The organism is Pseudoduganella aquatica (genome assembly GCF_009857595.1).
Lineage (GTDB): Bacteria > Pseudomonadota > Gammaproteobacteria > Burkholderiales > Burkholderiaceae_D > Rugamonas > Rugamonas aquatica_A.
The window spans coordinates 256,720-278,722 of sequence record NZ_WWCU01000001.1; the positions used below are offsets into that span (position 1 = coordinate 256,720).

Below are 22,003 nucleotides of genomic sequence, written 5' to 3' on the forward strand. Positions count from 1 at the left end.
TCGTGGCCTTAGATTTTTTTCTTGGCGGCGCTCGGCGGGTTAGCAGGCGCAGCTTTCCTTCTGCACCGACTCCAGCGTGTTGGCGCGGGTGGTCAGGCCCAGCTTGGCCAGCAGCGCGCGGTCGTCGTTCGCTTCCGGGTTGTCGGTGGTGAGCAGCTTGTCGCCGTAGAAGATGGAATTGGCGCCGGCCAGGAAGCACATGGCTTGCACCGCTTCGCCCATCTGGCGGCGGCCTGCGGACAGGCGCACGCGCGCCTTCGGCATGGTGATGCGGGCCACGGCGATGGTGCGCACGAATTCGAATGGGTCCAGCGGGTCCATGCCGTGCAGCGGCGTGCCTTCCACCTGCACCAGGTGGTTGACCGGCACCGACTCCGGATACGGATTCAGGTTGGCCAGCTGCGCGATCAGCCCTGCGCGCTGCAAACGCGTTTCGCCCATGCCCACGATGCCGCCGCAGCAAACCTTCAGGCCCGCGTTGCGCACGTGGCCCAGCGTGTCCAGGCGGTCCTGGTATTCGCGGGTGGAGATCACGTTGTTGTAGAACTCGGGCGCGGTGTCCAGGTTGTGGTTGTAGTAGTCCAGGCCGGCGGCCTTCAGGCGCTCGGCCTGCTGCTCTTCCAGCATGCCCAGCGTGGCGCAGGTCTCCAGGCCCAGGGCCTTCACTTCGCGCACCATTTCCTCAACCTTGTCCATGTCGCGGTCCTTCGGGCTGCGCCATGCGGCGCCCATGCAGAAACGGGTGGCGCCGTTTTCCTTGGCCTGGCGCGCCGCTTCCAGCACGGTGTCGATGCCGAGGATCTTCTTGGCTTCCACGCCGGTGTCGTAGCGCGCCGCCTGCGGGCAGTAGCCGCAGTCTTCCTCGCAGCCGCCGGTCTTGATCGACAGCAGCGTGGCCAGTTCCACGTCGCCCGCCGGGAAGTTGGCACGGTGGGTTTCCTGGGCGCGGAACATCAGTTCATTGAACGGCAGCTCGAACAGCGCCATCACGTCGTCCAGCGGCCAGGTGGCCGCTTCCGGCAGCTTGATGGCAGGGCTTGGGCGGTGCAGTTCTACGGTCTTTGGTTCTTGCAGGGACATCATGTTTCCTTCACGTTCAGGTATTGTTGCGGCGGGCCGGCCAGTTCGGCAGGCCCGTAAAATTCAGGTGCGCGGCTGCAGCGGCGGCAGTCGGCTGTTCGAGGCGCGGCACGCGGCCCAGCAGCGGCGCCGGGATGCGGTCGGCCAGCGCCTCGATGTTCTCGTCGGCGTAAGCCATGTCGGCCTGCAGCTCGTTGGCCACCCAGCCCACCAGCTTCAGGCCGCGCGCGGCGATGGCCTCGGCGGTCAGCAGCGCGTGGCTGATGCAGCCCAGCCGCAGGCCCACCACCAGGATCACCGGCAGGTCCAGCTGCTGCGCCAGATCGGCGGTGTCGAAGCTGTCGTTCAGGGGCACGCGGAAGCCGCCCACGCCTTCCACCACCACCGCGTCGGTGGCGGCGGCGATTTCGAGGTAGGCCGCCAGGATGGGCACAGGGTCGATGGTCACGCCTTCCAGCGCGGCGGCGATGTGGGGCGCCGCCGGCTCTTTCAGCATGTAGGGCGTGGTCAGCGACTGCAGCATGGTGACGTTGCCGGCGGCGATCAGCTGGTCCGCATCTTCATTATGCAGTTCGCCGTCGCGCAGTTCGGCGCCGGCAGCCACGGGTTTCATTCCGCAGGCGCGCACGCCCTGCTTCACCAGCGCGTGCAGCAGCGCCGAGGAAGTGAGCGTCTTGCCGATTTCGGTATCCGTGCCGGTGACGAAGCAGGAGAAGCGCGGCGGCAGGCCTGCAACGGCGGGCGCCGCCGAGGCGCTGCTTTCCTTCGCGGCGGCGGCATCCGCCGCCGGCGTTGCGAGGCCGACTGCGACATCGGTATCCGGCGCGGCCACAACCACGTCCGGCGCGTCGGCGGTGGGCGCGATGCCCGAGTTTTCAACGCTCATGGCTGGTCCTTTCCAGTGCGTTCAGTGCTGCGATGAGCTGGTCCACTTCGGCAGCGGTGTGGCCTGCCGCCAGCGTCACGCGCAAGCGCGACGTGCCTTGCGGGACCGTGGGCGGGCGGATGCCGCCTACCCACAGGCCTTGCGCGTACAGGGCTGCTGCCGCGCGCATGGTCTCCGGGTTCTCGCCGATGATGATGGGCTGCACCGCCGTGTCGGACGGCATGTGCTGCCAGCGTTCCAGCCGCAGGCCGGTGCGCAGCTGCTTCACCAGGCTTTGCACGTTGGCGCGGCGCGCGCGGCCTTCTTCGCCGGCGATGATGTCCACGCTGGTCAGCAGCGCGTGCGCCAGCGCGGGCGGTGCGGCGGTGGTGAAGATGTAGGGACGGGCCGTCTGGATCAGGGTTTCGATCACGACTTCATGCGCGGCGACGAAGGCGCCGCCCACGCCGGCGGCCTTGCCCAGCGTGCCCATGTAGACCAGGCAGGGCGAGCGCAGGTTGAAGTGCTCCAGCGCGCCGCGTCCGTTCTCGCCCAGCGTGCCGAAGCCGTGCGCGTCGTCCACCACCAGCCAGGCGCCGTGCTGTTCGCACAGCGCCAGCAGTGCCGGCAGCGGGGCCAGGTCGCCGTCCATGCTGAACACGGAATCGGTGACGACGATCTTGTTGGCGGCGGTGCTGGCGGCCAGCAGGCCTGCCAGCGCCTCCACGTCCGCGTGGCCATAGACCTTGATCGTGGTGCGCGACAGGCGCGCGCCGTCGATCAGCGAGGCGTGGTTCAGCGATTCGGAGAAGAACTCGGTGTCCTTGTCGCCCGCCGCCAGGCCGGTCAGCACCGCCAGGTTGGCCATGTAGCCGGTGCAGAAGTACAGCGCGCGCGCCGACGCGATATGCGTGCCGACGAATTCGGCCAGGCGCTCTTCCAGCTGCGCGTGGGCGCGGCTATGGCCGCTGATCAGGTGCGAGGCGCCGCTGCCTGCGCCGTACAGCGCCACGCCTTCCTGCAGCGCCGCCATCACGCGCGGATGGCTGGCCAGGCTCAGGTAGTCGTTGCTGCTGAAGCACAGCACTTCGCGGCCGTCCACGGTCAGGCGCGGGCCGGTGGGCGAGTCCACCGTGCGGCGCTTGCGTATCAGGCTGCGTTCTTCGAGCACGTCGAGCCGGGACTGGAGTTTGGTCAGCAGCTCCATCATGCCCCCGCTCCGGCCAGCGTGGCTTCGAACACGGAAAGCGTGCGCGCCGCCAGGCCGTCGATTTCCTCGTCGTCGAGGATGTAGGGCGGCATCAGGTAGATGGTCGAACCGATGGGGCGCAGCAGCAGTTCCTGGCGCGTGGCTTCGGCGAAGTAGCGGCGCGAGAACGCCGGTCCCGCGTCGATGGCGTCGAAGGCCCAGATCATGCCCTGCTGGCGGGCGTCCTTGATGCGCTCGTGGTTCGCCAGCGGCGCCAGTGCTTTCGTCAGGCGTTCGGCGCGGACCTTGTTCGCGGCCAGCACATTGTCCTGCTCGAAGATGTCTAGCGTGGCCAGGGCCGCGCGGCAAGCCAGCGGGTTGCCGGTGTAGGAGTGCGAGTGCAGGAAGCCGCGCGTGACGTCGGCGCTGTAGAAGGCCTGGTAGATCTCGTCGCGCGACAGCACCAGCGACAAGGGCAGGTAGCCGCCGCTGATGCCCTTGGACAGGCACAGGAAGTCAGGCCACACGCCCGCCTGCTCGCAGGCGAAGAAGGTGCCGGTGCGGCCGCAGCCGACGGCGATTTCGTCCAGGATCAGGTGCACGGAATGCCGGTCGCACAGCGCGCGCACCAGTTGCAGGTAGAGCGGGTCGTGCATCGCCATGCCGGTGGCGCATTGCACCAGCGGCTCGATGATGATGGCGGCGATCTTGTCCCCGCGCTCGTTGAACAGGCGTTCCACGTCGGCGGCGGCGCGGCGTGCCGCATTTTCCGCGCGCTCCTGTGCCGTTTCGCCTTCGGCAGCCTGGCGCGCATCCGGCGACATCACCGTTTGCGTGGCGCGCAGCAGCGGGCCGTAGGCGTCCTTGAACAGCGCCACGTCGGTGACGGCCAAGGCGCCTATGGTCTCGCCGTGGTAGCTGCCCTTGAGGCAGACGAATTCCTGCTTGTCGGCCTGGCCCTTGTTGCGCCAGGAGTGGAAGCTCATCTTCAAAGCGATTTCGACGGCGGATGCGCCGTCCGATGCGTAGAACGCGTGGCCCAGATTGTGGCCCGTCAGCGCGGCCAGGCGCTCGGACAGTTCGATCACCGGCTCGTGCGTGAAGCCGGCCAGCATGGCGTGCTCCAGCGAGTCCAACTGGTCTTTCAGCGCGGCGTTGATGCGCGGGTTGGCGTGGCCGAACAGGTTCACCCACCAGGAGCTGATCGCGTCCAGGTAGCGGCGGCCTTCATGGTCGTACAGCCACGCGCCGCGGCCGTACTTCACCGGGATCAGCGGTACAGTCTCGTGGTGCTGCATCTGGGTGCACGGGTGCCATACACTGCGCAGGCTGCGTGCTACCCAATCACTTGTTTGAGTCGATTCCAAACATACTCCATTAGTTTAGCCATCCGGGCTTGCGCTTCTCCAGGAAGGACGCAACGCCTTCACGGCCCTGCTCCGACGCGCGGATATGCGCGATGCGCAGCGCCGTGTCGGCCAGCAGCGCGTCGGTGACCGGCTGTGCGGCCACGTCGCGCACCAGCGTCTTGGCTTCCTTCACTGCGTTCGGGCTATTCCCCAGCAGCGCCTTGACGATCTCCGCGACTTTCGCGTCGAGACCGTCCGCCGGCACCACCTCGTGGGCGAAACCGATGCGGTAGGCTTCCGCCGCGCCAAAGCGCTCGGCGGTCAGGAAGTAGCGGCGCGAAGCCTGCTCGCCCATGGCTTTGATTACATAAGGTGAAATGGTGGCCGGGATCAGTCCCAGCTTCACTTCGCTCAGGCAGAAATTGGCCACATCGGCCACCACCACCACGTCGCACGCGGCCACCAGGCCCATGCCGCCGGCGTAGCAGTCGCCGTGCACCCTGGCCACCACGGGCTTGGGGCACAGATAGATGGTGCGCAGCATTTGCGCCAGCTGCATGGCGTCTGCATTGTTCTCGGCGTGCGTATAGCCCGCCATTGCCTTCATCCAGTTCAAATCGCCGCCCGCGCAGAAGGCTGCGCCGTTCGCGGCCAGCAGCACCGCGCGCACCAGTTCATTGCGGCCCAGCTCATCGAAAGCCAGCGTCAGCTCGTTGATGGTCTTCTCGTTGAACGCGTTGCGCACGTCCGGGCGGTTCAGCGTAACGGTCGCCAGTGTACCCGCGATTGTCACTTCCAGGGTTTCGTATGCCATATATGTCCCCTTACATGCGGAATACGCCGAACTTCGTGTCCGGGATTTCCGCATTGAGCGCGGCGGACAGGCCCAGGCCCAGCACCATGCGGGTGTCGGCAGGGTCGATCACGCCGTCGTCCCAAAGGCGCGCGGTGGCGTAGTAGGGGTGGCCCTGGTGCTCGTACTGGTCCTTGATCGGCTGCTTGAAGGCGGCTTCCTCGTCGGCGCTCCACTGGCCGCCTTTCGATTCGATGCCGTCGCGCTTGACGGTGGCCAGCACCGACGCGGCCTGGTCGCCGCCCATTACCGAGATGCGCGCGTTCGGCCACATCCACATGAAGCGCGGCGAGTAGGCGCGGCCGCACATGCCGTAGTTGCCGGCGCCGAAGCTGCCGCCGATGATGACGGTGAACTTCGGCACGGCGGCGGTGGCCACGGCCGTCACCATCTTGGCGCCGTTGCGGGCGATGCCTTCGTTTTCGTATTTGCGGCCCACCATGAAGCCGGTGATATTTTGCAGGAACACCAGCGGGATCTTGCGCTGCGCGCACAGCTCGATGAAGTGCGCGCCCTTCAGCGCGGACTCGGAGAACAGGATGCCGTTGTTGGCGATAATGCCCACCTTCATGCCGTAGATATGGGCGAAGCCGCACACCAGCGTGGCGCCGTAGCGCGCCTTGAATTCATCGAAGTCGCTGCCGTCCACGATGCGCGCGATCACCTCGCGGATGTCGAAAGGCTTGCGGGTATCGACCGGGATGACGCCGTACAGTTCCTGCGTCGGGTACTTCGGCTCCACGGACTCGCGCAAGGCCATCTGCTGCGGCTTGGTGCGGTTCAGATTCGAGACGATGGTGCGCGCCAGCGACAGCGCGTGCAAATCGTTCTGCGCCAGGTGGTCGGCCACGCCGGACAAGCGCGTGTGCACGTCGCCGCCGCCCAGGTCTTCCGCCGTCACCACTTCGCCGGTGGCCGCCTTCACCAGCGGCGGGCCGCCCAGGAAGATGGTGCCCTGTTCCTTGACGATGATGGACTCGTCGCTCATGGCCGGCACGTAGGCGCCGCCGGCGGTGCAGGAACCCATCACCACCGCGATCTGCGGGATGCCCTTGGCCGACATATTGGCCTGGTTGTAGAAGATGCGGCCGAAGTGGTCGCGGTCCGGGAACACGTCGTCCTGGTTGGGCAGGTTGGCGCCGCCGGAATCCACCAGGTAGATGCAGGGCAGGTTGTTCTGGTCTGCGATCTCCTGCGCGCGCAGGTGCTTTTTCACCGTGACCGGGTAGTAGGTGCCGCCCTTGACGGTGGCGTCGTTGCAGACGATCACGCACTCCTGGCCGGACACACGGCCGATGCCGGTGATGATGCCGGCCGCCGGCGCGGCGTCCACGCCCTTGGCGTCCTGGTACATGCCGTAGGCGGCCATTTGCGAGAATTCGAGGAAGGGCGTGCCCGGATCGAGCAGCATCTGCACGCGGTCGCGCGGCAGCAGCTTGCCGCGCGCAACGTGCTTGGCGCTGGCCGCCTCGCCGCCACCCTGGGCAATCTTCGCCACCTTGTCGCGCAGGTCGTCGACCAGGGCTTGCATGGCCGACGCGTTGGACTTGAAGTCCTCGCTGCGCGGATTGAGTTTGCTTTCGATGTGCGGCATTCGGATTCCTCTTGTTCTGGTCGCGCTGTCTCCGGCGCGTGCTGTCTATTCGGGGAAAGTACCGTCTACGTAAAACCAGCGCAGGCCCTCGGGGGAGGGTTCGCGCAGAAAGCGGCTGACTTCGTGCAGGCGCTGGCCGCGCCCATTGACGCGGAAGCGTGCCACAAATTCAACAAAGTCTTCGTTCTCCACTTTACGTTGACGTAAACGTAAAGCAGATTTTACCTCAAGTCCCAGCCATTGCAATTTTTCATCGCTGCGGATGATGGCTTCCTGTGGGCGGGTGCTGGGATGCCAGGTCGCTTGCAGATAGGGCTCGATGCCGAGGCTGTAGGCGCTGTAGCGCGAGCGCATCAGCGCCTCGGCCGTCTGCGGCAGCGCCGCGCCGTCTATATATGGGCCGCAGCAGGCGGCAAGCGATGGCCCGCCGCATGGGCAGGCCGCTGGGGATTTGGACTTGGACATCCCGCAATTATCCGCCATAACGGGGCATGCCGCCTCATGGCGGTATGCTTTCATCGCGGTTCAGGATATCGATGTAGGCGGTGTAGGCGTAGATGCGGTTGCGTTTTTGGCCAGATAGTTCGCTCACGATTCCGAAGTGCTCCACCAGCGTGCCGAGCACTTTGCCTATAGTGGCGGCTGCCAGGCCCGTTGTCCCTCGCAAGCAACGCCGCCGGCTATGCTGGACATGTATTCACCTGTCAGGCCTCGCTGCATATGGCCGCTTCGCTATTTAACTTACTAAATTAAGATTCAATCTTATTTTAGTTTAGGCGCGAAGTTGAAATAAGCGAGCGGGCTCAGGCAGCGAGGGTCAGGCCGTCGAGGGCGAAGGGGGTGGATTTGCCGCGCATCAGGTCGGCCAGCAGGGTGGCGGTGCCGCAGGCGAAGGTGAAGCCGAGCGGGCCGTGGCCTACGTTCAGCCACAAGTTCGGATAGCGCGTGGCGCCGATGATGGGGGCGCTGTTGGGCGTGGCGGGACGCAGGCCGGCCCAGGCTTCGGCACGGCTGTAGTCGGCCGCCGTCGGCATGGCGGCGCGCGCCAGGCGTTTCAGGCCGGCCACGCGGTCCTGGTCCAGGCTGGTGTCTTCGCCCACCATGTCCACCATGGCGGCGATGCGCAGGCTGTCGCCGATGCGCGCATACAGCACTTTGCGCTCGAAGTCCGTCACGCTGATCTCCGGCGCGCAGTCCTGTTCGCGGATGGGCGCGGTCAGGCTGTAGCCTTTCAGCGGGTACAGCGGCAGGTAGATGCCGGCGCTGGCGGCCAGGTCGCGGCTCTGGATGCCGGCGGCCAGCACGAACTGGTCCGCCGAAATCCAGCCTTCGCTGGTGTCGATCGCGGAGATGCGGCCATTTTCGGCGAAGATGCCGCGCGCTTCGGCGTGGATCACGCCCTGGAAACGCGGATGCGCGCGCAAACGCTGCTCCAGCGCCAGGCAGAAGGCGTGGCAGTCGGCCACCGCTTCGCCCTTGTTGTAGATGCCGCCGGCCAGCTGCGGGCTCAGCTCGGCCAGCGCCGGTTCCATGCGCGCGGTGTCGGCCGCCGTCAGCACCTGGCGGTTGCCTTCGGCGTCCGGACGCGCCACGGCGGCGTCGAAGATCTTTTTGGAGCGGTACACCACCAGCTTGCCCGCGTCGCGCCAGTTGAATTCGGACAGCGGCAGCACCAGTTCCAGCTGCGCCATGGCATTGCGGCTCAGTTCGCCGAGTTCCAGCAGCTTGGCCGTGGTGCGGCGGTTGCTGGCGGCGTTGCAGTTGGCCAGGAAGCTGGCCAGCCAGCGCCATTGGCGCATGTCCGCTTCGGGACGGAAGCGCAGCGGGCCGTCCTCCTGGAACAGCCATTGCACCGCTTTCAGCGGCACGCCGGCGTCCGCCAGCGGGGCCACATAGCGGTAGCTGAGCTGACCGCCGTTGCGGTAGCTCGAGGCGCTGCCCATGGTGGGCGCGCGTTCCAGCAGCGTGACGCGGTAGCCGGCTTCCAGCAGCCACCAGGCGGATGCCAGCCCCACCACGCCGCCGCCGATGACAACTACCTGCTGTGCGTCTTGCTGTGTACCTTGCTGCATCTGGAGAACCGTTTAATTTAGATGTTTCAAAGTGTGGCGGCAGGCTCTGCTTCTAGCCAATGAATCGTCATGCGCAGGCCATAACCTTGGGTGATGCGCCTTAGTCCGTTTTGCCCAGTACCGCGCGCCGGTACAGCGCCGTCAGTATCAATTCCTCCGAGCGCACCAGGGCCGAATAGCGGCCCGGATACTGTTCCGGGTCGGTGCCGAAGCCGCCTATCAGCGACACCAGGCCGTTGCGCCCGGCCAGGTCGACCGCGAAGGTGGACACCAGGCCGTAGGCTTCGCCCAGGTGGCCCACGGCGCTGAAGCCGCCGCCCTGCACCAGGCGGTTGCCGGCGCCCGGCGTGTCGGCGAAGCGCTGCGCGCCCAGGCCCCAGCTGTGGTACAGGCCGCGCAGGGTGTCGCCGTTGCCGCCGCCGTTTTCCTTGTAGGTCCACTGTTCGCTGAACATCAGTTTAATGGTCTCGGGCTTGAGTATCTGCTTGCCTTCGTGGCGGCCGCCGTTAATCAGCATCAGCATGATCTTGCCCATGTCCGGCGCCGAGATGCGCATGCCGCCGGTGGGACTGAACAGCGTGGCGTTGCTGCCGATCACATAGCTGGCGATGCCCGCCGGGGCGGCCGGCGCCACCACGCCGTAGTTGTCCACCTGGGCGATCCACGGCCCGGCCGGATTCCAGATTTCGGTGTCGGTGGTGCGCTTGCGGTACAGCGTGGCCGTGTCCGCCACTTCGGCGGGCGAGAATTCGGAGGTGTTGTAGCCGCCGCGCAAGCCCATCGGCGCCAGCAGCAGGCGCTTCATCAGGCGGTCGAAGCGTTCGCCGCTCACCCGCTCCATGATGGTGCCGATGACGCCCCAGTTCAGGTTGCAGTAGGTGAAGTAGGCGCCGGGCGCCGCGTTCCTGCCCTGCGCCCACATGGCGCCGGCGCCGTATTTGCCGCCGCCGGGCTGCAGCACGTCGGCCAGTTTGGTGTCCGTACCCCAGGAATAGCCGGCGTCGTCGCGCAGCGAGGAGGTGTGGCTCAGCAGGTGGCGCAGCGTGATGGCGCTGCCGGGCGCGTTCGGATTGCGCAGAGGAAAACCGAGATAGGTGGACACGTCGGCGTCGAGGTCGAGCTTGCCTTCCTCCACCAGCTTCATCAGGCCGAAGGTGGTCATCATCTTGGAGATGGAGGCGATGCGGAACATGGTGGCGGCCGTGACGGGCGCGGTCACGCCGGTGCCCGCCGTGTCGATGCGGCGCAAGCCGAACTGCTGCTGATAGGCCACCTTGCCGTCGCGGATGGCCAGCACCGACAGGCCGGACAGCGGATGCTGCGCGTCGTTGACGACGGCGGCCAGCTCGCGGTCCAGCTGTACCGAGGCCGGGGCCGGAGCCTCGGCCATGGCCTGCATCATTCCGCTTCCCATCAGTGCCCATCCCAGCAGTGCGCGCATGCCCAGTTTCATTGCCTGTCCCTCGTTGCATAGTTGTTTGAATGAGCATACGGGCGGCGCATAGCCGCGCCTAATGAAATCGTTTCATTCGCGCATAACTTGGCGCTATGCGTTGCCGGTATATTTTCATGCAACCAAAAATGAGCGCAAATTGGCCCTGGCTATTACACTAGACGCCTTAGGAGATACCATATGAGCCAGACCAGCGTTGAATTTCAAGCGGATGCAAAGGACAATTCGCCGCTGTATATGCAGATTGCGCGCAAATTGAGCGATGATGTGCGCAATGGGCGCTACCAGGTCGACCAGGCGCTGCCGTCCGAACGCACGCTGTCCGAATTGCTGAACGTGTCCCGCGTCACCGCCCGCAAGGCCATCGACCAGCTGGTCGACCAGGGCCTGGTGGTGCGCCGCCGTGGATCGGGCAACTATATTGCCCCGCGCATCGAACAGCCGCTGTCCAATCTCACCAGTTTTTCGGAGCAGCTGCAGCAGCGCGGCTACAAGCCGGGCTCGCGCTGGCTGAAGCGCGCCATCGTCAGCGCCAGCGCGGACGAGCAGATGAGCCTGGCCCTTTCGCCCAACAGCAAGGTGGCTCGCCTGGAGCGTTTGCGCCTGGCCGACGATGTGGTGATGGCCTACGAGGTCAGCGTGCTGCCGCAAAGCGTGGTGCCGCGCCCCGAAGCGATAGGCGACTCCCTGTATGAATTCCTGGACGCGTCCGGCAAGGCGCCGGCCCGCGCGCTGCAGCACATCCGCGCCATGAACGCCTCGGGCGAGCTGGCGCGCCAGCTGGACGTGCCGGAAGGCCAGGCCGTGCTGTTTATCACCCGCATCGCCTACCTGGAGTCCGGCGAGGCGGTGGAGCTGACCCATTCCTACTGCCGCAGCGACCATTACGACTTCGTGGCGGAAATGCGGCGCTCGCCGGTTTAAGCGGCACGCCGGGCGCATCATAACTTTTCGGCATGCCAGCGCATCGAGCTTTCATGGGCAGGGCGGCTAGTTTTGGTATTACACTGGTCTCATCGTATCACCCACAGACAGATGACGATGTTAAAAACCGAAACCCCTAGCCAGCAGCACGCGCAGCTGGACCAGTACCTGGACATCGACCTGGTGTCCGCCTTCGTTGAAGACCAGTTCAACGCCGTGCGCGCCGTGCAAGCGGCCGCGCCCCGCATCGCCGCCGCCGTCGCCGCCGCCGTGCCGCGCATGCAGGCCGGCGGACGCCTGATCTACGCGGGCGCCGGCACCTCGGGCCGCCTTGGCGTGCTCGACAGTGTGGAACTGCACCCCACCTTCTCCTGGCCCAATGAACGCGCCTTGGCCCTGCTGGCCGGCGGCAACGGCGCCATGTTCAAGGCCGTGGAAGGCGCCGAGGACGACCGCGCGCAAGGCGCGGCCGACCTGCTGGCGCTGGCGCCCGGCCCGAACGACGTGGTCTTCCTGCTGGCCGCCTCGGGCGGCACGCCCTACGTGCTGGGCGCGCTGCACGCGGCGCGCGAAGCCGGCGCGCTGACGGTGGGCCTGGCCAACAATCCGGACGCGCCGGTGGCGCTGGAAGCCGAGATCGGCATCACCCTGGACACCGGCGAGGAAGTCATTTCCGGCAGTACGCGCCTGAAGGCGGGTACTTCGCAGAAGATCGCGCTCAATACCATCTCCAGCGCCTTGATGGTGCGCCTGCACAAGGTCTACGGCAACCTGATGGTAGACTTGAAGCCCACCAACGCCAAGCTGGTGCAGCGCTCCGTGCGCCTGACCATGCACGCCACCGGCGTGGATGAAGCCGCCGCCCGCGCCACGCTGGAGCAGTGCAACTTCCACGTCAAGGTCGCCATCGTGGCGCTGCTCAACCGGCAGACGGTGGACCAGGCGCGCGCCGCGCTGGATCTGGCCCAAGGCAGTGTGAGGGCGGCGCTAAAGCAATAACACGAGACATCAAAGGACGGAATGAAAGACGCGCTTCAACGTAGCCCCTGGTGGTGGATCCCCAGTTTGTACTTCGGCCAGGGCATTCCGTATGTCGTAGTGATGACGCTGTCGGTGGCGATGTACAAAAACACCGGCATTTCCAATACCGATATCGCGCTCTACACCGGCTGGCTGTACCTGCCCTGGGTGATCAAGCCGCTGTGGTCGCCCGTGGTGGAGCTGCTGGGCACCAAGCGCAAGTGGATTATCGCGCTGCAGCTGGTTATCGGCGCGGCGCTGGCCGGGGTGGCCTTCACCACCAAGCTGCCCGATTTCTTCCGCGCCAGCCTGGCCGTGCTGTGGCTGATGGCCTTCAGTTCGGCCACGCACGACATCGCGGCCGACGGCTTCTACATGCTGGGCTTGCGCCAGCAGCAGCAGGCCGCCTTCGTCGGCGTGCGCTCCACCTTCTACCGCCTGGCCATGATCGCCGGACAGGGCGGCCTGCTGTGGCTGGCCGGCCAGCTGACCGACTCCCTGGGCGACCCGCACGTGGCCTGGTCCATCGTGATGTTCGTGCTGGCGGCAATGTTCGGCGTGCTGGGCGTGTACCACTTCTTCCTGCTGCCCAAGCCCGCCGCCGACGTGCGCGCGCCGGCCGGCGGCGACCTGTTCCGCGACTTCTTCGCCACCTTCGCCGCCTTCTTCCGCAAGGAGGGCATCGCCGTCACGCTGGGCTTCCTGTTGCTGTTCCGCCTGGGCGAAGCGCAGCTGCTCAAGCTGGCCGTGCCCTTCCTGCTGGACCCGCTGGACAAGGGCGGCCTGGGCTTGAGCAACCAGGAAGTGGGCCTGGTGTACGGCACCATCGGCATTGTCGCGCTCACGCTGGGCGGCCTGGCCGGCGGCGTGGTGATCTCGCGCTTCGGGCTCAAGCGCTGCCTGTGGCCGATGGCCTTTGCCGTGCACCTGCCGGACCTGGTGTTCGTCTACCTGTCGAGCGCGCTGCCGGAAAATATCTACCTGATCTCGGTGGCCATGGCGGTCGAGCAGTTCGGCTACGGCTTCGGCTTCACTTCCTACATGCTGTACATGATCATGGTGGCGGACGGCCCGCACAAGACCGCGCACTACGCCATCTGCACCGGCTTCATGGCGCTGGGCATGATGCTGCCGCAAATGGCCAGCGGCTGGATCCAGCAGCAGCTGGGCTACCAGCACTTCTTCATGTGGGTGTGCCTGGCCACGATACCGGCATTTATCATGACCGCGCTGATCAAGGTGGATCCGTCCTTCGGCAAAGACTGATGGACATTACAATACCGCGCACTAATTAAATCGAGGATACGGACTTGGCTTTTAACCCGAAAAAGCGGCAGACCCTGGCCGCCGGCGCAGCAGCGGCAGTGGCCGCATTCCTGGCCGCCTGCACCACCACGCCGCTCACGCCGGTTCCAGACAGCGGCCCGATAGCGCCCGCCGCGCCGGGCGCCGTGCCCAGCCTGACAGGGCCGGTGCCGCCGCCCGCGCCGCGCGAGTTCCGCGCCGCCTGGGTGTCCACCGTCGCCAATATCGACTGGCCCAGCCGCACCGGCCTGCCGGTGGCCAAACAGCAGGCCGAAGCCATCGCCATACTGGACCGCGCCAGCGCGCTCAACCTGAACGCCATCGTGCTGCAGGTGCGCCCGAGCGCGGACGCGATCTACCCGTCCGAACTCGAGCCGTGGAGCGAATACCTGAGCGGCCAGCAGGGCAAGGCGCCCTCGCCCATGTACGATCCGCTCAAATTCTGGATCGACCAGGCGCATGCGCGCGGCCTGGAACTGCACGCCTGGTTCAATCCCTACCGCGCGCGCCACGCCACCGCCAAGTCCGCCAATTCGCGCGACCACATTTCCATGACCAAGCCGCAGACGGTGAAAACCTATGGCCGCTACCAGTGGATGGACCCGGGCGAGGCCGAGGCGTCCAAACACACGCTGGACGTAATCCTGGACGTGGTGAAGCGCTACGACGTCGACGGCGTGCACATCGACGATTATTTCTATCCCTACCCGATCGAAGCGCCGGGCGCGGCGGGCGAAGCGGCAGCGCTGGAAGCCGGCGCGCCGGGCGCGAATGGCAACGTGCCGCGTCCCGAACTGGACTTCCCCGACCAGCCCGCCTGGCAGCGTTATCAGGCCGGCGGCGGCCAGCTTGACCGCGCTTCCTGGCGCCGCCAGAACGTGAACCAGCTGATCGAAGCGATCTACACCGGCATCCACCGCGAAAAATCGTGGGTGCGTTTCGGCATCAGCCCCTTCGGCATCGGCCGTCCGGACCGCCGTCCGCCCGGCATCGTCGGCTTCAGCCAGTACGACAAGCTGTACGCGGACGCCGAGCTGTGGCTGAAAAACGGCTGGCTGGACTATCTGGCGCCCCAGCTGTACTGGCCGATCGCGCCGCCGCCGCAGGCCTTCGACGTGCTGCTCGACTACTGGCTGCGTGAAAACACGCACGGCCGCCACGTCTGGGCCGGCCTGTACACCAGCCGCATCGACGGCAGCGTGAAGTCCTTCGAGCCGGAGGAAATCGTCAAGCAGATCGGCGTGACGCGCAGCCGCGCCGGCGCCAACGGCCACGTCCACTTCAGCATTGCCGCGCTGATGCAGAACCGCAAGGGCATCAGCGACCAGCTCAAGGCCGTGAGCTACCAGAGCGCCGCCCTGGCGCCCGCTTCGCCCTGGCTGGGCTCGGAAGCGCCGGGCGCGCCCAAGGCGGGCGCGCGGCGCGGCGCGGCCGGGCTGGATCTCAAGCTGAGCGCGGGCAAGAACGCCACCCTGTACGCCATCTGGGCGCGCTACGGCGAGGAGTGGCGCTTCACCGTGGCCCCGGCCGCGCGCGGCGAAGTCACGCTGGCCGACGAGGCGGGCGTGCAGGCCGGCGCGGTGGTGGTCAGCGCGGTCGACCGCCTGGGCAACGAGAGCGAACGCGTGAGCGTGAAGGTCAATGCGCAGCTATAACCTGCGGGTATGGTGTGCGGCCAAGGTTTCATTAAATCGCGGCGGCTTTTCACATAAACTGTCCTGATGGCTACAACCGACAATGACACCACGCTGGGCCTCGGCATAGACGCCGGGGGCACGCAGACGCGCTGGGCGCTGGCCGACCCGGCCGGCGCCATCGTCGCCGAAGGCAGCGTGGCCGGCTTGTCGGCTTTGCAAATGGCCAATGAAGCGGGCCGTAGCGCCGTGCGCGCCACCTTTGCCGCGCTGGCCGGCGACGTGCTTGCCAGTGGCCGCCCGCAGCGCGTGTGCGCCGGGCTGACCGGCTTTGGCGGCGACAGCGAACTGCTGGCCGCCTGGCTGGCCGAGCTGCTGGGCATCGCCCCGGCCGCCATCATTATTTCCAACGACATTGAAATCGCCTACCTGGACAGCTTCCAGCCCGGCGAAGGCTACCTGGTCTACGCCGGCACCGGCTCCATCGCCGCCTATATCGACCAGGGCGGCGAGTTCCACCGCGCCGGCGGCCGGGGCGTTACGCTGGACGACGGCGGCGGCGGCTTCTGGGTCGCGCGCGAAGCGCTGCGCCGCATCTGGCGCCGCGAAGACGAGGAGCCGGGCGCCTGGCAGGACTCCGCCATGGCGCGCGCCGTGTTCGACTACGTGGGCGGCAGCGACTGGTCCTACTCGCGCCAGTTCATCTACGGCCGCGAGCGCGGCGAGGTGGGCAAGCTGGCGCTGGCGGTGGCCGCGAGCGCCGAGCACGACCAGGCCGCCCGCCTGATCCTGCAGCAAGCGGGGCGCGAACTGGCGCGGCTGGCTGCGGCCCTGGTGTCGCGCTTCGGCGTGCGCCCGGTGGTGCTGGCGGGCCGCGCCGCCGAACTGCATCCTTTGATCGCGGAAACCATGCGCGCCACGCTGTCGCCCGAGGTGCCGCTGCGCCGCAAGACCGCCCAGGCCCATTTCGCCGCCGCCCGCATGGCGGCGCAACCCCAGCATTAAAAACTGCCACCCGGAGACTTCCTTGAATAAATTCCTGCTCATCATCCTGGCCGCCCTGCTGGCCGGTTGCGCATCCGCCCCGCCGCGCCTGGACAACAGCCTGTCCGCGCGCAGCCAGAGCAGCCGCGTCAAGTTCATCGTGATCCACTACACCGTGTCCGACCTGCCGCGCTCGATCAAGATCCTCACCGAGCAGGAAGTGAGCAGTCACTATCTGCTGACCGACGAGGCCGAGCCGAAGTTCTACACCCTGGTGGACGAGTCGCGCATGTCCAACCACGCCGGCGTGAGCAGCTGGAAGACGTATAGCAACCTCAACCCCATGTCGGTCGGCATCGAAATCGTCAACTGCGGTTTCAAGGAAACGCCGGAAGGCCGCGTCTGGTGTCCCTTCACCCAGGCCCAGATCGACCAGCTGATCCCGCTGCTCAAGCAGATCGTGGCCCGCCACAATATTCCGCCGCAAAACATCCTCGGCCACAGCGACATCGCGCCGCAGCGCAAGCAGGATCCGGGTCCGCTGTTCCCCTGGCACCAGCTGGCCGCCGCCGGCCTGATCACCTGGCCGGACGCCGCCCAGGTGGCGGCCCAGCGCGCCGTGTTTGAAACCCAGCTGCCGGACGTGGCATGGTTCCAGAAGAAGCTGGCCCAGCATGGCTACGCCGTGCCGCAAACGGGCGTGCTGGACGAAGCCACCCGCAACGTGATGTTCGCCTTCCAGTCGAAATACCGTCCGGCCCGTTTCGACGGCAACCCGGACGCCGAATCGGCCGCCATCCTGGAAGTGCTGGCGCCCACGGCTGCGCCCAAGCCGGTAGCGCCTGTCGCGCCTGTTGCGCCCGCCGCGCCGGCTCCCGCCGCCCAGCCTGCCGAAGTGCGCTAATCTGCAAGCTGTAATGCCATTGCGCCGCACCCTGCTTTCCCCTATCCTGCACGGATTCCGCAGGGAGGGCTCTGCGGCGCTGGATCGAGGATAGAGCAATGCGGCTGCGCCATATAGAAGTGTTCCACGCCATCATGCAGGTCGGCACCATCAGCGGCGCCGCCCAGGTGCTGCATATCTCGCAGCCCGCCGTGACCAAGGTCCTCCAGCACTGCGAATTGCAACTGGGCATGCCCCTGTTCGAGCGGGTGCGCGGCAAGCTGTATCCCAAGCCGGAAGCGCACCGCCTGTTCGCCGAAACCGAAAAGCTGAACCGCGACCTGCAAGGCATACGCCGCCTGGCGGCCAGCCTCAAGGGGCGCGCGCTGGAAACCATACGCCTGGTCTCCACGCCCACCGTGGCGCTCAGCGTGCTGCCGCTGGCCGTGAGCGCCTGGCGCCGGGAATTCCCCGGCGCGCGCTGCGAGCTGGCCACCCACCACACCAGTGAAATCGTCAACACGCTGCGCCTGGGCGAAGCCGACCTGGCCCTGTCGCTGCAGGACCCGCGCCACCCCGGCATCGTCGCCGAGCCGCTGGCGCAGGGCGTGATGACGGTGATCGCCCCGGCCGGCACCTGGAGCGCGGCCGACTGCGCCACGCCGCTGGCCGCGCCCGGCCTGGTGGGCGAACTGATCGGCCACGCCGACAACGACCCGCTGGGCGAAATGGTGGTGGCCGCGTGCGAAGCGCAAGGCCTGCATCCGGTGTTCCACACGGTGGTGCAGACCTACCAGATCGCCCGTTCGCTGGTGGAAGCGGGCGGCGGCATGGCCGTGGTCGACCCGTTCACGGCCGCGTCCGCGTCCAGCGCGCTGGTGCAGCGCCGCCCGTGGGCGCCGGCCATTCCCGTGCAACTGTATTTGTTGACGGCAGGCCATGCGCCGCTGTCGCACGGCGCGCGCCAGCTGGCCGGCTGCATCGCCACCGCCGCGCGCGCCTGCCTGGAAAAGAAAGCCTAGCAATGAAGACCATCCGCAACGAAGATGTGCCGTCCAGCCCGGACTACCGGCATCTGAGCAGCATCGCCGGCATCGCCATCGACTTGCGCTACGCCACGCCGGACAACTTCGTCGGCCGCGATTTGTATTCCCCGCACGACTGCGCCTGGCTGCACCGCGACGCGGCGGCCGCGCTGGAGCGGGCCGTGGCCTGGCTGGCGGAGCGCCGTCCCGGCTGCAAGCTGCTGGTGCTCGACGCGCTGCGTCCGCAGCGGGTGCAGGAGGAATTGTGGGCCGCGCTGCAGGGCACGGAACTGCTGATGTACCTGGCCGACCCGGCGCGCGGCTCCATCCATTCCTACGGCATGGCGGTGGACATCACCATCCTGGACGAGCAGGGCCGCGAGCTGGACATGGGCACCGGCTTCGACGACCTGACCGAGCTGTCCCACCCCGCGCTGGAGCCGGCCATGCTGGCGAGCGGCGCGCTTAACGCCGGGCAGATCGCCAACCGCGAACTGCTGCGCGGCGCCATGTTCCAGGCCGGCTTCGTCGGCATCAACAGCGAATGGTGGCACTTCGACTGCGGCGACCGCGTCCAGGTACGCGCCAGCTTCACCCGCGTTCTGTGACGCCTGCTGTTCGCCGTTTCACAATCGACTGTCGGGAATCTTTACAGTTCTCCAAAGAACTACATTTTTTTTGTCGGTAACTATTTGATTAATAGGATATTGTTCTCTCGGGCATGATTGTTGCAAGTAGTTAATGCACATTAACTAAGGGCAATATCATGACCATCAAATCGCTGATCGCTACGGTTGCACTGCTGGCCGCCAACGCCGCACAGGCAGGCCTTATCACCAATGGTAATTTTGAAAGCGGCCTGGCCGGCTGGAGCACCAGCGGCAACGTGGTCGCCACCAGTATTGCCGCGTCCGGAAGCTACTTCGGCGCGGGCAGCATCGCTGCCGACGGCAATTACCTGGCGGTGTTCAATAGCGGGGACGGCCCCACCAACGGCCGTCTGATGCAGACCTTTGCCACTGTCGCCGGGCAGACCTATCGCTGGGAATTCGATTACGGCGTGACCACCGGCGGCGCGCAAGGCATGCGCGCGACGGTGCTGGGCGCCAACAGCACGGACCTGATCAACAATGTGGTCAATGACAACACGGCTGGCCTTCTGGCCCATTTCACGTTCAACTTCGTGGCCGATGGCAGCCAGGCAACGCTGCGCTTCCAGGACCTGAACAACAACCCCACCAACAGCCAGGATGGCGTGCTGGACAATGTGGTGGTGCGCGCCGTGCCGGAACCGGCCTCGCTGGCCCTGATGGGCCTGGGCATGGTGGGTGCCATGGTGGCCCGCCGCCGCCGCAAGGCCTGAAGTGCGCAGCGGCCTGGGCCGCTGCGCGCCAGCGCCCCTCCCATTTGATCAGGATCAAACCATGGTCCGACGAAGCGCCAAGTCCCTGCGCGCCGATTAGACTTCCAGAATGGCAGCCGCCATGGACCGGCCTGCGCGGCTCGCCATCGAAATCTCGTGATGAGGGGCGTAAAAATGAAGAAATTATTTGGATTGGACCGTCGTTCCGGCTTGGCCGTTGCGTTCATCGCGGCGACGGCCTTGTCGGTGTCGGCGTCGGACAGGTACAGGGAGCACGACGACGAGGACGAAAGCCAGGTGAAGCGCGGCTTTGACATTGTCCCGCCGGGCGTGAAGCTGAATTTGATGGGCAAGAATCGCGCGCTGGTCGGGCTGGGCAGTTACATCGTCAATACCAGCGGCTGTATCGACTGCCACAGCCATCCGGCCTACTCGCCGGGCAGCGACCCGTTCAAGGGCGAGCCGGAGAGAATGAATGCGGAGGAATACCTGTCAGGTGGGCGGACCTTCGGCCCCACCATTACGGCCGCAAACATCACCCCGGACCACGCCGGCAAACCGGCGGGACTGACGCGGAGCGAGTTTGTCCAGATGATGCGGACGGGCCACAATCCGAAAGATCCGCCCGGCACCATCGTTCAAGTCATGCCCTGGCCCGTGTTCGGCAAGAAGACCGACCGCGACCTGGCCGCGATCTATGAATTCCTGCGAGCGATTCCATCCCTGCCCGACAATACCCACCCCGGGCCATGAGCCCATGCCACCGGCGCACGTCGTTCGCGCGCAGCCCGGTCTATTTCCCGCTGCTGGCCACCCAGTCCAGCAGCGCGTCGATGGCCTTGCGGCCGTTGCCGTTGCCGGTCCGGTCGTCGTTGATCATGGCCACCACAATGCACAGTTCGCCATTTGCATCCGGCACATAGCCGGCGATGGCGACCACGTTCTTCAGCGTGCCGGTTTTCACGCGTGCGCGCGCGGCGGCGGGGCTGTCTTTCAGGCGGCGCTTCATGGTGCCGTCCACCGCCGCGATCGGCAGGCTGGTCAGGAACTCCGGCATCCATAAACTCTTTTGCGCCGCCTGCAGCAGGCCGGCCATCTGCGCCGGGCGCACACGCTCGCTGCGCGACAGGCCGGAACCGTTTTCCAGCACCAGGCCGGTGTCGTCTATGCCGTGGCCCTGCATCCAGGCGCGGATGATTTGTTCGGCGCGGGCCGCCGTCGGGTTGGCGCTTGCGGCAGAGGTGGCGGCCTCGCCGCCGCCGGGGACCATGGCGCTGCGGACGGGCGCCGCATCGGCGGGCGGCGGCGCAACGGCGTCGCTGCTCAGCGATTCGCCCGGCAGCACGGCGGGGCTGGCGACCGGCGTGCTGGACAGGCGCAGCGCGGGAATCGGGCGGCTGCCCAGCACCGGGTCCGGCTCCAGCGCACCCAGGGTGAGGAACAGCGTGCGCGCCAGGCCGTTGTCGGACGGCTTGTTGATGTCGCGCAGCACTTCGGCCAGCGGACGCGAGACATGCTCGGCCAGCAGGCGGGTGGCGGCTTGCGGTGCGCTAGCCGATGCGCCGGCCGCAGCTTCGCGCGCGGTGCCGGTGAAGGTGCCGCCCAGGCGCGCCCAGGTGCTGCGGAACAGGCGCTCGGTGTAGTCGTTGCGCTCGAGCACGTTGATCACGGTGGTCTTGCTGCAATTTTTCGGGAAGGTGCCGTGCAGGCGCACAGTGAGCTTGCCGCCCTTGCGCGTGGTATCCGGCAGCTTCCAGCCGTCCTCCCACTTGGCGCAGTCGGCGTCGATCAGCGTCATGTCCGATTCAATCGTGACGCGTTCGAGCTGCGGCAGCATGCCCAGCTTGAGCTTGCCGCCGGTGGACGTCATGTCCACGCGCAGCAGATTCATGTTCAGCAGCAGCGCGTCCGGGATGATGTTGTAGTAGGCCTCGGGCGATTCGTCGAACGGCGCCACGCCCAGGTCCGTGCGGGCCGGCTGGAACAGCTGGCGGTCCAGCACCAGGTCACCCCGGATCTTGCGGATGCCCTGGGTGCGCAGCTTCTCCAGCATGTGCACCAGCACGTCCTCGTTGAAATCCGGGTCGGCGCCGCCGCGCAAATAGAGGTCGCCTTGCAGCACGCCGTTCACCACCTCCGCGCTGCTGCGCAGTTCGGTGCGCGCCTTGAACACCGGCCCCAGCTGGTCCAGGCCCACCATGGTGGTGACCAGCTTCATGGTGGAGGCCGGCTGCATGGGGCGGTCCGGGTTGTGCGACACCAGCGGCGTGCCGCCGCGCAGCACAATGGCGCCCATCGCGCTCTCGGGAATGCCGGCTGCCTGCAGCGCGCGCGCCACCGGCTCCGGCAGCTGGGCGTGGACAGCGCCGGCGGCGGCCAGCAGGGAAACCAGGATCAGGCGACGTAACAT

20 protein-coding genes are annotated in these 22,003 nt (G+C 66.7%); 10 read left to right on the forward strand and 10 right to left on the reverse strand.

The window, feature by feature from the left end; translation table 11 throughout:
- Positions 1–39: 39 nt before the first annotated feature.
- The 9 genes from bioB to GTP77_RS01295 all read right to left on the reverse strand — a co-directional run bounded on the left by bioB (position 40) and on the right by GTP77_RS01295 (position 10,455).
- Positions 40–1,083 carry a biotin synthase BioB gene (gene bioB / locus GTP77_RS01255; protein WP_161070343.1) on the reverse strand — a complete coding sequence of 348 codons (1,044 nt, stop codon included), beginning with the start codon at positions 1,081–1,083 and terminating at the stop codon, positions 40–42.
- Positions 1,084–1,096: 13 nt separating this feature from the next.
- Positions 1,097–1,966: a dethiobiotin synthase gene (bioD, locus tag GTP77_RS01260; protein ID WP_161070344.1), complete on the reverse strand. Its 870-nt coding sequence runs from the start codon at positions 1,964–1,966 to the stop codon at positions 1,097–1,099.
- Entirely contained in the window at positions 1,956–3,152 is a 1,197-nt protein-coding gene (gene bioF / locus GTP77_RS01265; RefSeq protein ID WP_161070479.1) for an 8-amino-7-oxononanoate synthase, read from the reverse strand. The genes bioD and bioF overlap by 11 nt, the downstream gene beginning before the upstream one ends.
- The gene (gene bioA, locus GTP77_RS01270; RefSeq protein WP_161070345.1) at positions 3,152–4,501 is read right to left on the reverse strand and encodes an adenosylmethionine--8-amino-7-oxononanoate transaminase; all 1,350 of its coding nucleotides are present in this window, start codon (positions 4,499–4,501) and stop codon (positions 3,152–3,154) included. Before bioA ends, bioF begins: the two co-directional genes overlap by 1 nt.
- A 10-nt stretch (positions 4,502–4,511) precedes the next feature.
- Positions 4,512–5,297 carry an enoyl-CoA hydratase/isomerase family protein gene (locus GTP77_RS01275; protein WP_161070346.1) on the reverse strand — a complete coding sequence of 262 codons (786 nt, stop codon included), beginning with the start codon at positions 5,295–5,297 and terminating at the stop codon, positions 4,512–4,514.
- Positions 5,298–5,307: 10 nt separating this feature from the next.
- Positions 5,308–6,930: a carboxyl transferase domain-containing protein gene (locus GTP77_RS01280; RefSeq protein WP_161070347.1), complete on the reverse strand. Its 1,623-nt coding sequence runs from the start codon at positions 6,928–6,930 to the stop codon at positions 5,308–5,310.
- 45 nt (positions 6,931–6,975) lie between these two features.
- Complete coding sequence (locus GTP77_RS01285; RefSeq protein ID WP_161070348.1) at positions 6,976–7,395, reverse strand: YchJ family protein; 420 nt, start codon at positions 7,393–7,395, stop codon at positions 6,976–6,978.
- A 338-nt stretch (positions 7,396–7,733) separates the two neighbouring features.
- Positions 7,734–9,002 carry a D-amino acid dehydrogenase gene (locus GTP77_RS01290; RefSeq protein ID WP_161070349.1) on the reverse strand — a complete coding sequence of 423 codons (1,269 nt, stop codon included), beginning with the start codon at positions 9,000–9,002 and terminating at the stop codon, positions 7,734–7,736.
- A gap of 100 nt (positions 9,003–9,102) precedes the next feature.
- The gene (locus tag GTP77_RS01295) at positions 9,103–10,455 is read right to left on the reverse strand and encodes a serine hydrolase domain-containing protein (protein WP_161070350.1); all 1,353 of its coding nucleotides are present in this window, start codon (positions 10,453–10,455) and stop codon (positions 9,103–9,105) included.
- A gap of 180 nt (positions 10,456–10,635) precedes the next feature.
- On the opposite strand from GTP77_RS01295, the gene GTP77_RS01300 reads away from it, so the two are divergent.
- The 10 genes from GTP77_RS01300 (at position 10,636) to GTP77_RS01345 (ending at position 20,346) form a co-directional block, all read left to right on the forward strand.
- Positions 10,636–11,379, forward strand: a complete 744-nt coding sequence (locus tag GTP77_RS01300; RefSeq protein ID WP_161070351.1) for a GntR family transcriptional regulator — start codon at positions 10,636–10,638, stop codon at positions 11,377–11,379.
- A gap of 117 nt (positions 11,380–11,496) precedes the next feature.
- Positions 11,497–12,378 (forward strand): N-acetylmuramic acid 6-phosphate etherase, encoded by an 882-nt coding sequence (locus GTP77_RS01305; RefSeq protein WP_161070480.1) that lies wholly within the window; start codon positions 11,497–11,499, stop codon positions 12,376–12,378.
- A gap of 21 nt (positions 12,379–12,399) precedes the next feature.
- The gene (locus GTP77_RS01310; RefSeq protein WP_161070352.1) at positions 12,400–13,665 is read left to right on the forward strand and encodes an MFS transporter; all 1,266 of its coding nucleotides are present in this window, start codon (positions 12,400–12,402) and stop codon (positions 13,663–13,665) included.
- Between the two features lie 44 nt (positions 13,666–13,709).
- Entirely contained in the window at positions 13,710–15,359 is a 1,650-nt protein-coding gene (locus GTP77_RS01315; protein WP_229202025.1) for a glycoside hydrolase family 10-like protein, read from the forward strand.
- 66 nt (positions 15,360–15,425) lie between these two features.
- Entirely contained in the window at positions 15,426–16,343 is a 918-nt protein-coding gene (locus tag GTP77_RS01320; RefSeq protein ID WP_161070353.1) for an N-acetylglucosamine kinase, read from the forward strand.
- 22 nt (positions 16,344–16,365) lie between these two features.
- On the forward strand, positions 16,366–17,226 hold the full coding sequence (locus GTP77_RS01325) for an N-acetylmuramoyl-L-alanine amidase (protein ID WP_161070354.1): 861 nt from the start codon (positions 16,366–16,368) through the stop codon (positions 17,224–17,226).
- Between the two features lie 98 nt (positions 17,227–17,324).
- Positions 17,325–18,227 (forward strand): LysR family transcriptional regulator, encoded by a 903-nt coding sequence (locus GTP77_RS01330; RefSeq protein WP_161070355.1) that lies wholly within the window; start codon positions 17,325–17,327, stop codon positions 18,225–18,227.
- Positions 18,228–18,229: 2 nt separating this feature from the next.
- On the forward strand, positions 18,230–18,838 hold the full coding sequence (locus tag GTP77_RS01335) for a M15 family metallopeptidase (protein WP_161070356.1): 609 nt from the start codon (positions 18,230–18,232) through the stop codon (positions 18,836–18,838).
- Between the two features lie 158 nt (positions 18,839–18,996).
- Positions 18,997–19,593 carry a PEP-CTERM sorting domain-containing protein gene (locus tag GTP77_RS01340; protein ID WP_161070357.1) on the forward strand — a complete coding sequence of 199 codons (597 nt, stop codon included), beginning with the start codon at positions 18,997–18,999 and terminating at the stop codon, positions 19,591–19,593.
- A gap of 174 nt (positions 19,594–19,767) precedes the next feature.
- Positions 19,768–20,346: a cytochrome C gene (locus GTP77_RS01345; RefSeq protein WP_161070358.1), complete on the forward strand. Its 579-nt coding sequence runs from the start codon at positions 19,768–19,770 to the stop codon at positions 20,344–20,346.
- A gap of 40 nt (positions 20,347–20,386) precedes the next feature.
- Here GTP77_RS01345 and dacB read toward each other — a convergent pair whose 3' ends face one another.
- Positions 20,387–22,003 (reverse strand): D-alanyl-D-alanine carboxypeptidase/D-alanyl-D-alanine endopeptidase, encoded by a 1,617-nt coding sequence (gene dacB / locus GTP77_RS01350; RefSeq protein WP_161070359.1) that lies wholly within the window; start codon positions 22,001–22,003, stop codon positions 20,387–20,389.

Bases quoted from the DNA above. Each gene is read 5' to 3' on its own strand.
- GTP77_RS01285 (WP_161070348.1), bottom strand. From the start codon at position 7,395: ATGTCCAAGTCCAAATCCCCAGCGGCCTGCCCATGCGGCGGGCCATCG.
- bioD (WP_161070344.1), bottom strand. From the start codon at position 1,966: ATGAGCGTTGAAAACTCGGGCATCGCGCCCACCGCCGACGCGCCGGAC.
- GTP77_RS01335 (WP_161070356.1), top strand. From the start codon at position 18,230: ATGAAGACCATCCGCAACGAAGATGTGCCGTCCAGCCCGGACTACCGG.
- GTP77_RS01300 (WP_161070351.1), top strand. From the start codon at position 10,636: ATGAGCCAGACCAGCGTTGAATTTCAAGCGGATGCAAAGGACAATTCG.
- GTP77_RS01305 (WP_161070480.1), top strand. From the start codon at position 11,497: ATGTTAAAAACCGAAACCCCTAGCCAGCAGCACGCGCAGCTGGACCAG.
- GTP77_RS01320 (WP_161070353.1), top strand. From the start codon at position 15,426: ATGGCTACAACCGACAATGACACCACGCTGGGCCTCGGCATAGACGCC.
- GTP77_RS01280 (WP_161070347.1), bottom strand. From the start codon at position 6,930: ATGCCGCACATCGAAAGCAAACTCAATCCGCGCAGCGAGGACTTCAAG.
- GTP77_RS01330 (WP_161070355.1), top strand. From the start codon at position 17,325: ATGCGGCTGCGCCATATAGAAGTGTTCCACGCCATCATGCAGGTCGGC.
- bioF (WP_161070479.1), bottom strand. From the start codon at position 3,152: ATGGAGCTGCTGACCAAACTCCAGTCCCGGCTCGACGTGCTCGAAGAA.
- bioB (WP_161070343.1), bottom strand. From the start codon at position 1,083: ATGATGTCCCTGCAAGAACCAAAGACCGTAGAACTGCACCGCCCAAGC.
- GTP77_RS01310 (WP_161070352.1), top strand. From the start codon at position 12,400: ATGAAAGACGCGCTTCAACGTAGCCCCTGGTGGTGGATCCCCAGTTTG.
- GTP77_RS01340 (WP_161070357.1), top strand. From the start codon at position 18,997: ATGACCATCAAATCGCTGATCGCTACGGTTGCACTGCTGGCCGCCAAC.
- GTP77_RS01290 (WP_161070349.1), bottom strand. From the start codon at position 9,002: ATGCAGCAAGGTACACAGCAAGACGCACAGCAGGTAGTTGTCATCGGC.
- GTP77_RS01345 (WP_161070358.1), top strand. From the start codon at position 19,768: ATGAAGAAATTATTTGGATTGGACCGTCGTTCCGGCTTGGCCGTTGCG.
- GTP77_RS01295 (WP_161070350.1), bottom strand. From the start codon at position 10,455: ATGAAACTGGGCATGCGCGCACTGCTGGGATGGGCACTGATGGGAAGC.
- GTP77_RS01275 (WP_161070346.1), bottom strand. From the start codon at position 5,297: ATGGCATACGAAACCCTGGAAGTGACAATCGCGGGTACACTGGCGACC.
- dacB (WP_161070359.1), bottom strand. From the start codon at position 22,003: ATGTTACGTCGCCTGATCCTGGTTTCCCTGCTGGCCGCCGCCGGCGCT.